Source organism: Anoxybacillus dikiliensis, assembly GCF_050613275.1.
Taxonomy (GTDB): domain Bacteria; phylum Bacillota; class Bacilli; order Bacillales; family Anoxybacillaceae; genus Anoxybacillus.
Genome location: NZ_CP187112.1, coordinates 2,752,422 through 2,768,293, shown reverse-complemented (window position 1 = coordinate 2,768,293; position 15,872 = coordinate 2,752,422). Strand labels below are relative to the sequence as shown.

The 15,872-nt window shown below is 41.0% G+C and carries 15 protein-coding genes and 2 tRNA genes; 11 read left to right on the top strand and 6 right to left on the bottom strand.

Annotated elements, in window-relative coordinates:
• Positions 1-7: 7 nt before the first annotated feature.
• The 11 genes from ACPF7I_RS14425 to rlmH all read left to right on the top strand — a co-directional run bounded on the left by ACPF7I_RS14425 (position 8) and on the right by rlmH (position 9,875).
• Positions 8-1,294 carry an adenylosuccinate synthase gene (locus ACPF7I_RS14425; RefSeq protein ID WP_085788907.1) on the top strand — a complete coding sequence of 429 codons (1,287 nt, stop codon included), beginning with the start codon at positions 8-10 and terminating at the stop codon, positions 1,292-1,294.
• A 96-nt stretch (positions 1,295-1,390) separates the two neighbouring features.
• Positions 1,391-1,466: transfer RNA gene (locus ACPF7I_RS14420), tRNA-Asp, on the top strand.
• 717 nt (positions 1,467-2,183) lie between these two features.
• Positions 2,184-2,256 (top strand) — tRNA-Phe (locus ACPF7I_RS14415).
• Positions 2,257-2,357: 101 nt separating this feature from the next.
• A complete protein-coding gene (gene yycF, locus ACPF7I_RS14410) occupies positions 2,358-3,062 on the top strand; it encodes a response regulator YycF (protein ID WP_430745516.1) in 705 nt (234 codons plus the stop codon).
• 4 nt (positions 3,063-3,066) lie between these two features.
• On the top strand, positions 3,067-4,881 hold the full coding sequence (gene walK / locus ACPF7I_RS14405; protein ID WP_430745518.1) for a cell wall metabolism sensor histidine kinase WalK: 1,815 nt from the start codon (positions 3,067-3,069) through the stop codon (positions 4,879-4,881).
• A 5-nt stretch (positions 4,882-4,886) separates the two neighbouring features.
• Complete coding sequence (locus ACPF7I_RS14400; RefSeq protein ID WP_430745520.1) at positions 4,887-6,215, top strand: YycH family regulatory protein; 1,329 nt, start codon at positions 4,887-4,889, stop codon at positions 6,213-6,215.
• A complete protein-coding gene (locus ACPF7I_RS14395; RefSeq protein WP_430745521.1) occupies positions 6,202-6,987 on the top strand; it encodes a two-component system regulatory protein YycI in 786 nt (261 codons plus the stop codon). Before ACPF7I_RS14400 ends, ACPF7I_RS14395 begins: the two co-directional genes overlap by 14 nt.
• A 5-nt stretch (positions 6,988-6,992) precedes the next feature.
• Positions 6,993-7,781, top strand: a complete 789-nt coding sequence (locus ACPF7I_RS14390) for an MBL fold metallo-hydrolase (RefSeq protein ID WP_430745522.1) — start codon at positions 6,993-6,995, stop codon at positions 7,779-7,781.
• Positions 7,782-7,893: 112 nt separating this feature from the next.
• Positions 7,894-9,102, top strand: coding sequence for a S1C family serine protease (locus tag ACPF7I_RS14385; RefSeq protein ID WP_430745523.1), 1,209 nt, complete (start codon positions 7,894-7,896; stop codon positions 9,100-9,102).
• A gap of 54 nt (positions 9,103-9,156) precedes the next feature.
• Positions 9,157-9,312: a CxxH/CxxC protein gene (locus ACPF7I_RS14380; RefSeq protein WP_430745525.1), complete on the top strand. Its 156-nt coding sequence runs from the start codon at positions 9,157-9,159 to the stop codon at positions 9,310-9,312.
• Between the two features lie 83 nt (positions 9,313-9,395).
• Positions 9,396-9,875, top strand: a complete 480-nt coding sequence (rlmH, locus tag ACPF7I_RS14375; protein WP_430745527.1) for a 23S rRNA (pseudouridine(1915)-N(3))-methyltransferase RlmH — start codon at positions 9,396-9,398, stop codon at positions 9,873-9,875.
• A 25-nt stretch (positions 9,876-9,900) separates the two neighbouring features.
• Here the strand turns inward: rlmH and ACPF7I_RS14370 are convergent, their stop codons facing one another.
• The 6 genes from ACPF7I_RS14370 to ACPF7I_RS14345 all read right to left on the bottom strand — a co-directional run bounded on the left by ACPF7I_RS14370 (position 9,901) and on the right by ACPF7I_RS14345 (position 15,864).
• Positions 9,901-10,974, bottom strand: a complete 1,074-nt coding sequence (locus ACPF7I_RS14370) for an ABC transporter substrate-binding protein (RefSeq protein WP_430745528.1) — start codon at positions 10,972-10,974, stop codon at positions 9,901-9,903.
• On the bottom strand, positions 10,971-11,750 hold the full coding sequence (locus tag ACPF7I_RS14365; RefSeq protein ID WP_430745530.1) for an ABC transporter permease: 780 nt from the start codon (positions 11,748-11,750) through the stop codon (positions 10,971-10,973). Before ACPF7I_RS14365 ends, ACPF7I_RS14370 begins: the two co-directional genes overlap by 4 nt.
• The gene (locus tag ACPF7I_RS14360) at positions 11,747-12,544 is read right to left on the bottom strand and encodes an ABC transporter permease (protein WP_430745532.1); all 798 of its coding nucleotides are present in this window, start codon (positions 12,542-12,544) and stop codon (positions 11,747-11,749) included. Before ACPF7I_RS14360 ends, ACPF7I_RS14365 begins: the two co-directional genes overlap by 4 nt.
• 1 nt (position 12,545) lies before the next feature.
• Positions 12,546-13,601 (bottom strand): ABC transporter ATP-binding protein, encoded by a 1,056-nt coding sequence (locus ACPF7I_RS14355; protein WP_430745534.1) that lies wholly within the window; start codon positions 13,599-13,601, stop codon positions 12,546-12,548.
• Between the two features lie 77 nt (positions 13,602-13,678).
• Complete coding sequence (locus ACPF7I_RS14350; RefSeq protein ID WP_430745536.1) at positions 13,679-14,767, bottom strand: Ger(x)C family spore germination protein; 1,089 nt, start codon at positions 14,765-14,767, stop codon at positions 13,679-13,681.
• Positions 14,764-15,864: a GerAB/ArcD/ProY family transporter gene (locus ACPF7I_RS14345; protein WP_430745538.1), complete on the bottom strand. Its 1,101-nt coding sequence runs from the start codon at positions 15,862-15,864 to the stop codon at positions 14,764-14,766. Before ACPF7I_RS14345 ends, ACPF7I_RS14350 begins: the two co-directional genes overlap by 4 nt.
• Positions 15,865-15,872: the final 8 nt, after the last annotated feature.

The following is a 15,872-nucleotide window of genomic DNA, read 5'->3' as shown; positions in this document are numbered from 1 at the left end:
GCTCACCATGTCTTCAGTTGTTGTTGTTGGAACACAATGGGGCGATGAAGGAAAGGGAAAAATTACAGACTTTTTGTCACAACATGCAGAAGTCATTGCACGATATCAAGGTGGAAATAACGCCGGCCATACGATTGTATTTAACGGCGAAAAGTATAAATTACATTTAATTCCTTCGGGCATTTTTTATAAAGATAAAATTTGTGTCATTGGAAACGGAATGGTTGTTGATCCGAAAGCGCTTGTGCAAGAATTAGCGTATTTACATGAGCGTGGTGTAAGTACGGAAAATTTACGCATCAGCAACCGTGCCCACGTCATTTTGCCTTATCATTTAAAGCTTGATGAAGTAGAAGAAGAACGAAAAGGGGCTAATAAAATCGGAACGACGAAAAAAGGAATTGGCCCTGCTTACATGGATAAAGCGGCACGTGTCGGCATCCGCATCGCAGATTTGCTCGACCGTGAAGTATTTGAAGAAAAATTAGCCCGCAATTTAGCGGAGAAAAACGTACTTTTTGAAAAAGTGTACGGTGTTGAAGGATTTAAACTAGAACACATTCTTGATGAATATTATGAATACGGGCAACAAATTGCGAAGTATGTTTGCGATACGTCTGTCGTATTAAACGATGCGCTCGATGAAGGACGTCGTGTTTTATTTGAAGGCGCACAAGGTGTCATGTTGGATATTGATCAAGGAACGTATCCGTTTGTTACGTCGTCTAACCCTGTGGCCGGTGGGGTAACCATTGGTGCAGGTGTTGGTCCGACAAAAATTAAACATGTTGTGGGTGTAGCTAAAGCATATACAACACGTGTTGGCGACGGTCCGTTTCCAACTGAGTTAAACAATGAAATCGGTGACCGCATTCGCGAAGTAGGCCGCGAGTATGGGACAACGACAGGGCGCCCACGCCGCGTCGGTTGGTTTGATAGCGTTGTTGTTCGCCATGCACGCCGAGTTAGCGGGATTACAGATTTATCTTTAAACTCAATCGATGTATTAACAGGTATTGAGACGTTAAAAATTTGCGTCGCTTATCGATATAAAGGACAGATCATTGAAGAGTTTCCTGCAAGCTTAAAAGTGCTAGCGGAATGCGAACCTGTATATGAAGAATTGCCGGGGTGGACAGAAGATATTACTGGCGTAAAAAGCTTAGACGAACTTCCAGCTAACGCACGCCGTTACGTTGAACGCATTTCGCAATTGACGGGTATTCCACTTTCTATTTTCTCTGTCGGGCCAGACCGTTCTCAAACGAATGTTGTCCGTAACGTATATGCATAAGAAAAAACGTCGATGACTCGTTCGTCGACGTTTTTTCAAAAAACTATTGTCTTATTACTAATTATATAATAAAATAATAGATGTCTGTTAGAATACGGTTCCGTGGTGTAGGGGTTAACATGCCTGCCTGTCACGCAGGAGATCGCGGGTTCGAATCCCGTCGGAACCGCCATTTTTTATAATCATGGCCGCACATCTTGAGTAAGCAGACGGAGAGCGGGACGAAGGACGTTGTTTTAAGCGGAATAGTATGGTGGAGGAAATTGTTTATATGGCTCGGTAGCTCAGTCGGTAGAGCACGTTCGAGTCAGCTTCTTTGATGAGGCGACAGCGTACCGCTCGACCAGCATCTTGAGTGAACGAACGGAGAGCGGGACGAAGGACGTTGTTTTAAGCGGAATAGTATGGTGGAGGAAATCGTTTATATGGCTCGGTAGCTCAGTCGGTAGAGCACGTTCGAGTCAGCTTCTTTGATGAGGCGACAGCGTACCGCTCGACCAGCATCTTGAGTGAACGAACGGAGAGCGGGACGAAGGACGTTGTTTTAAGCGGAATAGTATGGTGGAGGAAATTGTTTATATGGCTCGGTAGCTCAGTCGGTAGAGCACGTTCGAGTCAGCTTCTTTGATGAGGCGACAGCGTACCGCTCGACCAGCATCTTGAGTGAACGAACGGAGAGCGGGACGAAGGACGTTGTTTTAAGCGGAATAGTATGGTGGAGGAAATCGTTTATATGGCTCGGTAGCTCAGTCGGTAGAGCACGTTCGAGTCAGCTTCTTTGATGAGGCGACAGCGTACCGCTCGACCAGCATCTTGAGTGAACGAACGGAGAGCGGGACGAAGGACGTTGTTTTAAGCGGAATAGTATGGTGGAGGAAATTGTTTATATGGCTCGGTAGCTCAGTCGGTAGAGCAAAGGACTGAAAATCCTTGTGTCGGCGGTTCGATTCCGTCCCGAGCCACTTGTAAGCATAGATACATATATGTGTCTATGCTTTTTTATTTTATAATAGTGACATGGTACACTATATGTAAATACGCCTTTTTGGGGGAGTGAACATAAATGGAGAAAAAAATTTTAGTTGTTGATGATGAAAAACCAATTGCTGACATTTTGCAATTTAATCTAAAAAAAGAAGGATATGACGTATATTGTGCATATGATGGTGTCGAAGCGTTACAAAAAGTAGAAGACGTCCAACCAGATTTGATTTTATTGGATATTATGCTACCACAAAAAGATGGAATGGAAGTATGTAGGGAAATTCGGAAAAAATACGATATGCCCATTATTATGCTGACAGCAAAAGATTCCGAAATTGATAAAGTGCTCGGTTTAGAGCTTGGCGCTGACGATTATGTTACGAAGCCGTTCAGCACACGTGAGCTATTGGCGCGCGTGAAGGCGAATTTACGACGTCATCAACAAAAACAAGAACAAGATCCAAAAGAAATGAGCGAAATCAAAATTGGTTCGCTTACCATTCATGCGGACGCCTATACTGTATCCAAACGCGGAGAACAAATTGAACTCACTCATCGTGAATTTGAACTTCTTCATTACTTGGCGAAACATATTGGTCAAGTCATGACGAGAGAACATTTATTGCAAACGGTATGGGGGTACGATTACTTTGGTGATGTCCGCACCGTTGACGTGACTGTCAGACGTTTGCGTGAAAAAATTGAAGACAATCCTTCGCACCCAACATGGATTGTGACAAGACGCGGAGTGGGGTATTATTTACGAAATCCGGAACAGGAGTAACAGCATGAAAAAAGTAAGCATATTTCAATCGATTCACGTCAAATTTGCCCTAATTTACATTTTGCTTATTTTAATTGCGATGCAAATTATCGGGGCTTATTTCGTACGCCAATTAGAAGCGCAACTCGTTGAAAACTTTAAAAACTCGTTGAATGAGCGCGTGATTTTACTTGCCTATAACATTGAACAAGAAATGAATAAAGAACGGGATAAAAAAAGCCCTACACTCGAAGAAGAAATTCGTTCGATTTTACAAGATTTTGTCTCACAAGATATTTCTGAAGTGCGCGTTATTGATAATAAAAGTAAAGTATTAGGTACGTCAAATCCATACAATCAAAATATCGTTGGAAAGCGAACAACCGACTTGCTTATTAAACGAACGATAGTGGCAGGGGAAATGGCGGAAAAAATGCTTGTCGATCCGAAAACGGGACATCGGATGTACATTTCCTCTACGCCTATTAAAGTAAAAAACGAAATTAAGGGTGCCATTTATGTCATCGCCTCGATGGAAAATGTTTTTGCACAGATGAGGCAAATTAATAACATTTTAGCGACCGGAACAGGAATAGCTTTAGTCATTACAGCGTTGTTAGGCATTTTACTAGCGCAAACAATTACGCGTCCAATTTCAGATATGCGTAAGCAGGCATTAGCGATGGCGAAAGGTAATTTTTCACGAAAAGTAAAAGTATATGGGTATGATGAAATTGGACAACTTGCGCTCAGCTTTAACAACTTAACGAAAAAATTGCAAGAAGCGCAAGCGACGACTGAAGGAGAGCGCCGTAAGTTAGAATCGGTATTAACGCATATGACGGATGGTGTAATTGCCACAGATAGAAAAGGGAGAATTATTTTAATTAATGATGCGGCGCTAAACATTTTAAATGTTTCACGTGAAACAGTGTTGTCTGCCCCTATTGTGAGCGTACTAGGACTAGATGAACAATACACGTTTGAAACGCTGCTTGAAGAGCGTGAAACGTTAATTTTAGATTTTAGTACAGAGGAAGAAATGTACATTTTACGTGCTTCTTTATCTGTCATTCAAAAAGAAAAAGGGTTTGTAAACGGTTTAATCGTTGTGTTGCACGATATTACAGAACACGAGAAAATTGACCGCGATCGTCGAGAATTCGTTGCCAATGTATCACATGAACTACGGACACCATTAACGACAATGCGCAGTTATTTAGAGGCGCTCGCTGATGGAGCGTGGCGCGACGAGGAAATTGCTCCACGATTTATTGAAGTTACCCAAAACGAGACGGAACGAATGATTCGCCTTGTGAATGACTTATTGCAACTTTCTAAGCTCGACAGCAAAGACTATAAATTGAAAAAAACACGTGTGCATTTCATTCCTTACTTCCATAGAGTGATTGATCGATTTGAATTAACGAAAAAAGAAAACGTTTCATTTGTTCGTAACTTTCCAGATGAAAAAATTATTGTTCATATGGATGAAGATAAAATTACCCAAGTGCTCGATAATATTATTTCGAATGCCCTTAAATACTCGCCACAAGGTGGAACAATTACGTTTCGCGTTGAAAAACTAGAAAGCGATATTCGAGTAAGCGTGAAAGATGAAGGAGTAGGTATTCCAAAAGCAGACTTATCAAAAATTTTCGAGCGCTTTTATCGTGTTGATAAGGCACGTTCACGTAAACTTGGTGGAACAGGATTAGGTTTGGCTATCGCAAAAGAAGTCGTCGTGGCTCACGGTGGGCGTATTTGGGCAGAAAGTCAAGAACGGAAAGGGACAACGATTTACTTTACTTTGCCGATCGAACAACAGAAAAAAGGATGAAAACGATGAAATACGAAACGATTAAATCGATTGTATTGACGATTCTTGTATGTACGAGCGTTTTTTTAACTTGGAGTTTATGGACGTATCAGCCGAAATATGACTTCATTGAAAACGCAAAATACATTCAAAACGTCCCTGTCAGCAATGTTGCGGTCGATTATGGAACAGTTGTTCAGCCGCGTTATATTTTTATTCATAAAGATGCACAACATTACGGGGTGACGCATCATTCGGACATTTATAAATTTATGAAGGAAATAAAAAATTGGACGTTCGATCATTTTGAAAATATATCAGATACAGTGAAAAAAGAGCAATTTCTCTCATTTATCCATGGGAAAGGAAAAATAGAAATTATTTATCCAGATGACATACCAATTGAAATGTATCGCACGATTTTTCAAATAGATGATACAGATGTTGAAAAAGTTCGCTTTGATCGAATCATCATTCCGATGAATGAAAATGGAGAAGAAATTCACGTATATTTCGTATCTGCCAATGAAAAGCGTATATATAAAGCGGTCGCTCAAGATGTGTCCATTGAGAATTTGAAACAAACATATTATGCACGCGCAGAGCGTTATACACCGTTTTTATCGTACGACATAAGCGAAACAAAATCGTTATTTTTACCAGCCCGTCCACTCGTATTGAACCGATTGCAATACTATATGGATGAATTAAGTGCAGATCGTTTTAAAGATGCGTTATTTACAGATCCGAGCTTCGTGAAAAAAGATGTCCTTAATTTTGGAGAAGAATATACAGATGGTTCGCGTTTAATGGATGTCGATTTATCTAAAAAGTTACTATTGTATGTCAACCCAGCGGCTCGCGGTGAAACACAAACGTTCGATCCGACGATTTTGCAAAAAAGTATCGATTTTGTGAATGATCATGGGGGTTGGACGGATACGTATTATTTTGATCGCTTAGACGAAAACGGTAGAAAAGTAACTTTTCGTTTGTTTACCAATGGTTATCCTGTATTTAATCGTTACGGTATGGCAGAAATCATACAAATATGGGGAGAAAATGAGATTATCAATTACCAACGCCCGTTATTTACATTAGCTATTCCCGATCGGGTGAGCTTGCCAATTACACTTTCTTCTGGATATGAAGTCATTGATCAGTTGAAAAAACAAAAAAATATTCAACATGAGTTGATTGACGACATCGCGATCGGCTATGAGCTTATTCGTGATTTGGAGCGGGAAAATATCGTCATGTTAGAACCAGCTTGGTACTGTTTATATAGCGGAACGTGGCGAAAAATTGTGATGACGACAGATGAACGAAGAGGGGATATCATTGGATTGGAGTAAAACGAAGACAATTTTTATTATTACGTTCCTTATTCTTGATATATTTTTAGGATACCAATTTATTCAGAAAAAAAATAGTAGCCAGCTTGATGTTATTTTAGAAGCGACAATTGAAGAGCAACTTGAAGCGGATGGCATTACATATGTCGATTTACCAAAAGAAATAACAAAGGCGACATATGTGAGCGGAAAAAGTAAAACATTTACGGAAGAAGAGATAAAGAAGTTGGCTAATCAACAAGTCGAGACTGCAAATGAAACGGTGCTACAAGCCCATTTTATTAAACCGATCCCCCTACAAGACCCAAAAGATGGGTATCGGTTAACAGAATTTTTGAAGCAAAATATCATTGCCGGCGACCAATATACGTTTTGGAAGTACGACGAAGATTTACGAGCGCTCATTTATTTTCAACAATACGAAGGGAAGACGATTTATAAAAACATAAGCAGTATGTTGCTTATTTATGTGAACGATCAAAATGAAATGGTCGGTTATGAACAAACGTTGCTCGTTGATTTAGAAAAAAACGAGAAAAAACAAGAAATTTTGCCAGCAATTAAAGCATTAGAGACGTTGTATAAACGAAATTACTTAAAGCCAGGTGATCAAGTAACGAAAATCGATCTTGGCTATTACGCACTCGTCCAATTCACTACATCGCAAGTGTTAACACCGACATGGCACGTTGTTGTGAATGGAAAAACAGATTATTATGTAAACGCATTTGAAGGACAAGTGATTAGCGATGAAAATAAAGTGTTGGAGTGAATAACATGAGGTTTAGCGTTTTGGCGAGCGGCAGTACAGGTAACGCCTTTTATGTAGAAACGGAGCGTGAACGGTTACTTGTTGATGCAGGGTTAAGCGGCAAACAATTAGAGCAACTATTTGCTCATATTGATCGCCACATTCAAGATGTAACAGGTGTTTTAGTGACACATGAACATAGCGACCATATTAAAGGTTTAGGCGTCATTGCTCGGAAGTATCGCCTTCCGATTTATGCGAATGAAAAAACATGGAAAGCGATGGATAGTCTCATTGGTGACATTCCATCTGAACAAAAATTTATTTTTCCGACTGGTACCGTTCGGACGTTTGGAGATATAGATGTTGAGTCATTTGGTGTATCGCACGATGCTGCCGAGCCCATGTTTTATGTATTTCATTATGAGGGAAAAAAGTTAGCGCTTATCACAGATACAGGTTATGTTAGCGAACGAATGAAAGGTGTCATTTGTCATGCGGATGTATTTGTGTTTGAAAGCAATCATGATGTAGAAATGTTACGTATGGGGAAATATCCATGGAACATTAAGCGACGTATTTTAAGCGACGTTGGACACATATCGAACGAAGATGCCGGTCTCGCCCTAGCGGATGTGATCGGTGACAAAACAAAACGCATTTATTTAGCTCATTTAAGCCAAGATAACAATATGAAAGAATTAGCGCGAATGACAGTTGCCCAGACGCTTGAGAAAAAAGGGATGATCGTCGGAGAATGTTTTCAATTGTATGATACGGATCCTGTTCGTCCGACAGCGCTCGTTTCCGTATAAATTTCACCGTTTTTTCACCAACATACCGTATGTATATTATTAGATGATTGGAGAAAAAACAGGTTATAATGGAAAATGGGTCAATTTTTGATATAGAAAGGACGGGTGAAAAATGGGCTATTATGATGATCATTATGCACATGTTCGTCAAAAACAAAAAGGGAACCGCGGAGGAACGTTTTTAGCAGGCTTAGTCGGAGCGGTTTTAGGCGGAATGCTTGTCATCGTCTCTATTCCTTCCCTAGTGAAATGGGACGTGTTACCTTATTCACTTGAACAAACGGAAGAAAAACAGACGACGGTGACGGAGCAACCAAAAATAGAAAAGAGTGTAGCGGTGGATGTTGTGACGCAAGTGACGAAAGCAGTAAACAAAGTATCTAATGCGGTTGTCGGCATTGTAAATATTCAAGAAGCAAGTTTTTGGTCAGAAGGCGGGGAAGCTGGAACAGGTTCTGGTGTTATTTATAAAAAAGAAGGGAATAAAGCATATATCGTCACTAACCATCACGTCGTTGAAGGTGCGAGCCGTGTCGAAGTGAGCTTAAGCGACGGAACAAAAGTGCCAGCTCGTCTCCTTGGAAGTGATGTATGGACGGATTTAGCCGTATTAGAAATCGATGCGAAACATGTCACAAACGTAGCTGAATTCGGTAATTCAGATGTCGTGAAGGTCGGGGAGCCAGTGATTGCAGTTGGGAACCCGCTTGGTTTACAATTTGCAGGTTCTGTGACACAAGGAATTATTTCTGGAGTAAACCGTACGATTCCAATTGATATTGATCAAGATGGCATCCCTGATTGGCACGCAGAAGTACTGCAAACAGATGCTGCGATTAATCCAGGAAACAGCGGAGGAGCGCTCGTAAATATCGAAGGTCAAGTCATTGGAATTAACTCGATGAAAATTGCGCAAGAAGCAGTGGAAGGGATCGGATTATCGATTCCGATTAATTACGCAAAACCGATCATCGCAGATTTAGAGAAATTTGGACAAGTTCGCCGACCATATATGGGCGTAGAGCTACGTTCGTTAAGTGATATTCCAGCATATCATTGGCAACAGACGCTTCATTTGCCGGCAAACGTGAAAGAAGGGGTTGCTATTTTACAAGTCGTGCCGGGATCACCAGCTGCCCAAGCCGGTTTACGTGAATTTGATGTCATTGTCGCGCTAGATGACGAAACCATTCCAGATGTCATCGCCTTAAGAAAGCATTTATATAATCGCAAACAAATTGGCGATACGATGAAAGTGACATTTTATCGTGATGGCAAAAAACAAACAGTGACATTAAAATTGGCCAAACAATCACTATAATGAAACGGCAGGGCATTCCCTGTCGTTTCACTCATGAATGAGGAGTGGTATGCTTTGTGGAAATGTTGTGAACAACATGTCGAACTTGCGATTGATATGTATGTGGATGAAAACCAACAAGCACCTGAGATATCAACAGTTTCTGTGGATAAAAAAGAAGAAATGTGCGATTTTTGTGAACAGCGTGCCATATATATAGTAGGGAACTAATGTTTTTACACAATATGTGGATTGTACTTGTGGATATGTGGATAAACCTTGTGGATATTATGTTTGTAAAGTGGGGATCACTTGTGAATATATACATTATTGCTGTGGGTAAGTTGAAAGAAAAATATTTAAAACAAGGGATCGAGGAATATACGAAACGATTATCATCGTATGCAAAAATCGACATCATTGAAGTAGCGGATGAAAAAGCACCAGAGCAGTTAAGTGAACAACAAATGCAGCTCGTAAAAAAGAAAGAAGGGGATCGTATTTTAAGCAAAATAACAGAAGATATGCACGTCATTGCTTTAGCGATTGAAGGAAACATGATGTCTTCGGAACAATTCGCCCAAACGCTTGATCGATTAGCGACATACGGAAAAAGTAAAGTGGCTTTTGTCATTGGAGGGTCTCTCGGCTTAAGCGATGACGTCATAAAACGAGCAAACGAATCGCTTTCATTTTCAAAAATGACGTTTCCTCATCAACTCATGCGCCTCATTTTAACCGAGCAAATTTATCGTGCCTTCCGCATTAATCGCGGAGAACCGTATCATAAGTAAAGAGGATAGCTTCTCTGCTACCCTCTTACTTGCGATGCATTTTAAACTGTAAAAATAATTCATTGTAATATGCGAGCATACTTTTGCCGAGATTTTCGTACACTTCAAGCTTGTCGGCAAGTTGTTCGCTCGGGTAAAAACGCTCGTCTTCCACGATGTCCTTTGGCAAATAGTCGAGCGCTTTTTTATTTGGCGTCGAATAGCCAACGTATTCGGCATTTTGGGCGGCATTTTTCGGATCGAGCATAAAATTAATAAATTGATGGGCGCCTTCAATGTTTTTGGCTGTTTTTGGAATAACCATATTGTCGAACCATAAGTTTGTTCCTTCTTTCGGGATGACGTAATCAAGCCGTTCGTTTTCCCACATTATTTCTGCCGCATCTCCTGACCAAACGATGCCGATGGCTGCTTCTTCATTTGCAAGCAGCATTTTAATCTCATCGCCGACGATCGCTTTGACGTTTGGAGTTAGCTTATCGAGTTTTTGTTTTGCTTGTTGTAAATGAGCTTTGTTCGTATCATTTAAGGAATAATGCAAGCTATTTAACGCCATGCCGATAATTTCGCGCGCACCATCGACAAGCAAAATTTGATTTTTAAAGGAAGGATCCCACAAGTCGTTCCAGCTCGTTATTTCTTTTCCGCCAAGAAGTGCGCGATTGTAGACAATGCCGACCGTTCCCCAAAAATAAGGGATGGAATATTCATTGCCCGGATCAAATGATAAGTTAAGAAAACGCTCATCAATATAGCGCAAGTTTGGAAGTTTGGAATGGTCGATCGGCAATAATAAACCTTCCTCTTTCATTTTGCTGATGGCGTACTCCGAAGGGACAGCGACATCAAATGTCGTTCCGCCTTGGGAAATTTTTGTCATCATCGCTTCGTTCGAATCAAACGTTTGATAAATGACTTTTAGACCTGTTTCTTTTTCAAATTTTTTAATGAGTGCGGGGTCAATGTAGTCGCCCCAGTTATAAATCGTTAACGTGTTGTTTCCTCCATACCCTTTAGACGATTCGATCATACGTACAACATAAAGCAAACTAAAAGCAATGAGCCAAACGAGCAAAAAAAGTGATAATAACTTCCTCATTTTTGTCCCCCCTTCGTACTCGCCCGTTGTGTAATCATGTAATACACAACAACGAGAAGGAGCGTAAATAAGAAAAGAAGGGTAGATAAAGCGTTGACGGATAGCGAAATTCCTTGACGCGCCCGCGAATAAATTTCAACAGACAACGTCGAGAAGCCATTGCCTGTAACGAAAAACGTGACGGCAAAGTCATCAAGCGAGTATGTGAGCGCCATGAAAAAACCAGCGAAAATGCCTGGCGTCACATACGGGAGAACGACTTTCGTCAGCACGTTCCACTCGTTTGCCCCTAAGTCGCGCGCAGCGTCAATGAGCGTCGGGCTCATTTCTTGCAGCTTCGGCAATACCATTAAGACGACAATTGGAATGCTGAAGGCAATATGCGACAATAAGACGGACGTAAATCCGAGCTGAATACCTGCGATCGTAAATAAAATGAGAAACGATGCCCCGATAATAACGTCAGGGCTGACAATTAAAATGTTATTTAACGTAAGCAACGTTTGTTTCCAACGATGTTTTACATAATAAATGGAAATTGCTCCGAAAACGCCAATGATTGTCGCAAGCGATGACGATAATAATGCGACGACTACCGTATGCAGGACGATCACAAGCAAACGCGTATCGTCAAACACTTCTTTATACCAATCGAACGTAAACGATTCGAAATGATGCATCGTCCCGCCGCTATTAAACGAATAGTAAATTAAATAAAAAATAGGCATATATAACACAAAAAACACGAACGCTAAATAGAGGCGAGCAACTTTCATTGTCTCACCCCCCATTTTTTATTCCCTGTTATAGCCATGATGCCTGCCATAGCTATCATTAAAAAGACAGCGATTGTCGCACCCATGCCCCAGTTTTGCGTCACGAGAAAATGTTGCTCGACCGCTGTTCCGAGCGTAATGACGCGGTTTCCGGCAATTAGTCTCGTCAACATAAAGAGCGAGAGCGAAGGAATAAATACCGCCTGGCAACCCGCTTTGACCCCATCGAGCGTCAGTGGAAAAATGACGCGCCGAAATGTCGTCCATTCGCTTGCCCCTAGGTCTCGTGCAGCATCGATTAAGGAACGATTCAATTTTTCAAGCGCATTAAAAATCGGTAAAATCATAAATGGAATAAAAATATAAACGGATACGAAAACAAAACTGAAATCTGTAAACAATAATTGTTTTGTCCCGATTCCGATCGTTTCCAATAGCGCATTGACCGCCCCATACGTGCCGAACAGTCCGAGAAAGGCGTATGCCTTCAACAATAAATTGACCCATGTCGGTAAAATAATAAGCAATAACCATAACTGCTTATGCTTTGTTTTTGTCAAAAAGTAGGCGGTCGGATAAGCGATAAGAAGTGAGCATGCTGTAATTAAAAACGCGTACCAAAACGAATTAACTGTCATACGTAAATAAACAGGCGTAAAAAAAGTTTTATAGTTTACGAGCGAAAAGCGCCCTTCGATATCGAAAAACGAATAGTATACGACGAGAATAATTGGCGCAATGACGAACAATGCAATCCATAGCCAATACGGAACGGCATAAGCGTAGCGACGCATGTTATTCACCCCCGCTTCGCTTCATCACGTGGATTGCTTCTGGCTCAAAATGAAGACCGATTTCTTCCCCGATTTCCGCCTTCTTCGTCGAGTGAACGAGCCATTCATTTCCGTGCGCATCGTAACAACAAAGCTCATAATGTACGCCGCGAAATAAAACGGAATCGACACGCACGCGCAACTTGCCGCGTTCAGCGGTCGTTAATTCTAAGTCTTCTGGGCGAATGACAATATCGACTTGTTCATTTTTTGAAAATCCGCGATCGACGCACGTAAATTGTTGATTGGCAAACTCGACAACAAAATCATCAACCATCGTCCCGACAATGATGTTTGACTCCCCGATAAAATCGGCAACGAAACGATTGACAGGCTCATCATAAATATCTTTCGGTGTGCCGCGTTGTTCAATTTTTCCTTTGTTCAACACGAAAATTTCATCTGACATGGCAAGTGCTTCTTCTTGGTCGTGAGTGACGAAAATAAATGTAATGCCAAGTCTTCGTTGCAATTCGCGCAACTCATATTGCATTTCTGTTCTCAATTTTAAATCAAGTGCAGAAAGCGGTTCATCTAATAAAAGGACGTCCGGTTCGTTGACGATGGCGCGAGCGATGGCGACGCGCTGCCGTTGTCCCCCTGACATTTCATGAATGGCGCGTTGCTCGTATCCTCCTAAGTTGACGAAACGAAGCGCTTCTTTTACTTTTCGTTCAATGTCTGCTTCGCGCAAGTTTTTTATGCGCAACCCGAAAGCGACATTTTCAAACACGTTTAAATGGGGGAAAAGCGCATAATCTTGAAAAACGGTATTCACCTGCCGTTTATTCGCTGGGATGCCGTTTATTCGCTTTCCGTGAAAATAAATATCGCCTTTTGTCGGTTCGATAAAACCAGCAATTAAGCGAAGGATAGTTGTTTTCCCACATCCAGAAGGACCAAGAAGCGTATAAAACTTCCCGCGCTCCATTTCAAAGCTCACATCATCGAGCACAGGATCATCATCATCGTATCGTTTTGTGACATGTTCAAAGCGAATGATGACACGATCATCCATCTTTTTTATCCCACCTCATTTTTCGCATGTTTAAGTTCATTATGAATGATCGGCCTATATTGAGCAACTTTTTTTCGCTATTGGAGCACGCCGTAATTAACGATTTCAACGGTCGGACGAATGTTGATGTCCGCCTTCGCAAATGCTTTTGCCCAGCTTTTTTGTTTTTTAAATGCTTTGTACTCGTAAGCGCGAGCGTATAGGCCGAATCCGATCGGATCGACCTCGTATGTTTGCATTTTTTTTATAATTGACTCAAGCTGTTTTTTTATTTCTTTGGCGAGCAATGTTTCAACTTTCTCCTTATCTTTTTTCATATCTAGGTACGTTGTAGATTCCGTTAAGACGGCGCGTAATTTCATGCGCACATCAAAACGAAACGTCCCATGTTGAAACGACGGTTTATATGAAAAATCGCCATGTTCAATCGAAATGCTTACGTATTCCGTTTGTTTTGATGTTTTAATCGGTAGCGTAAGAGAGGTTGCCGGTTTGATACGTTTTTGCAATATCGCAAAATATGGGCTTTCTTTTTGTGATAACGAGCCGACATATTTTCGTTGTTCATTAAATAAAGCAATCCCGCCTGCGACGAGATCCCCTTTATATACTTTCATTATCGGCGCAAAAGGCGTTTGGGCGCGATCAATCGATAAACGGCGAAATTGAAGAAGATTGATTTTTGTCGTTTGCTTCCCTTTATCAGCTGTCAGTAGTACGTCTCGAATAGCGACAGATAAACGAGGCTTATCATCAAGCCGAATGTACATTAAATTTTTTAACGGGCCGTCAAAAAGGATGAAGTTCGCAGTAGTTGAGTTTTTCGGATCACGATATAACACGTCTAAATACGAGAACACGTCATGATTTTTTGCGATTCTTTTACTCACAACGACATTTTGTGTTTTTCCGCCAACGATTTTTCCGGAAGCGAAGGCGTTTGCTTTAAAACGGTTATCGCGAAGCGTGACTCCTGATGTGCGAATGACTTCGTAAATGTTTTTCGCTTCTTTATTGAAAACAGGACTAACGGAATAAACGAGCAGCTTTCCGTCTTTTTCGTCTAACCCGACCGTTAATACGAGCGTCAAATCATCAAGCTGCGACTGCATGCCGCATCCAGCCGTTAAAAGAAAGCAAAGAAATATATATATATGTTTTCTCATTTTTTCTTCCCTCCTCGAAACCATCGCACAACGGAGACGTAAATAAACAGAACGGCAGGGAAAATGTACGCCCCCCATAACCCGTATCGTTCCCACCATGATCCGAACGTTTGAATATGTGAAAAAGAAGGATTGTATAAAAAAGATACGATAATAAATATGCACACAGCGATAAAGAGCACGATTGTATGATCTTGTTTTTTAAACAGTTGACTAATACCAAAGACGGTCGTAAAAATATACGGAATGCCTGTTGTCGACATGACGAACAAATAAAACGACAAAAAAATGACTTCGAACCGTTCGATAAATGAAAACTCGACCGTTTTTAATAACGATAACGTCGGCCACACGAGCGAAGGTGTTTCATCAGGACTAAAAAAAATAAAACATGTTACTGTAATTAATAAAAAAGTGAAGGCAGAAATGCTGTTGGCGATGACCATCGCTTTTATCGCATGCTTTTTTTCTTTTAAAAACGGGTAAAACACGAATGCAAGCTCGAACCCTAAAAACGATAAGACAGTTGTTTTTACCGCTTGGAAAATCGGAGCCCAACCTTCTTTTAAAATAGGGAGCATATGTAAAACGTTTCCCTTTTGTAACGGTATAGCGATAAGAACTGGCATCCAAAGCGTTAAATAAAAAACAAATTCGGCATAGCGACCGAGCACGCGCACGCCATTTCGGGTAATAAGAAACCCCGGCAACATAAATAGCATCATAAGTAAATAGTTTGGCGTATTTGGCAACACCCACGTTTGTATAACGTGAATAGCTGTAAAAACGACTGTTATAGACGCAAGTAAAGCATAAGCGACGAACGCGAGATGAAGCAACGAACCAAATATGCGGCCGAAATAGCGGCGCGAGAGATCGAAAATCGTATCTTGTTCATGTTTTTCCATCGTCTTAATAATCACCGTACTAGCGATGACGGAAATGCCCCAACCGATAATAATTGCGATCCATCCATCCGTGTTTGCGATATCAGCAAGCTGAGCAGGAAGCGATAAAATACCAATGCCGATTTGCACACCTGAAATAAGAAAAATATATTGCATTGTCGTGATTTCATTAAACTGATAACGTTTCATACGCACCA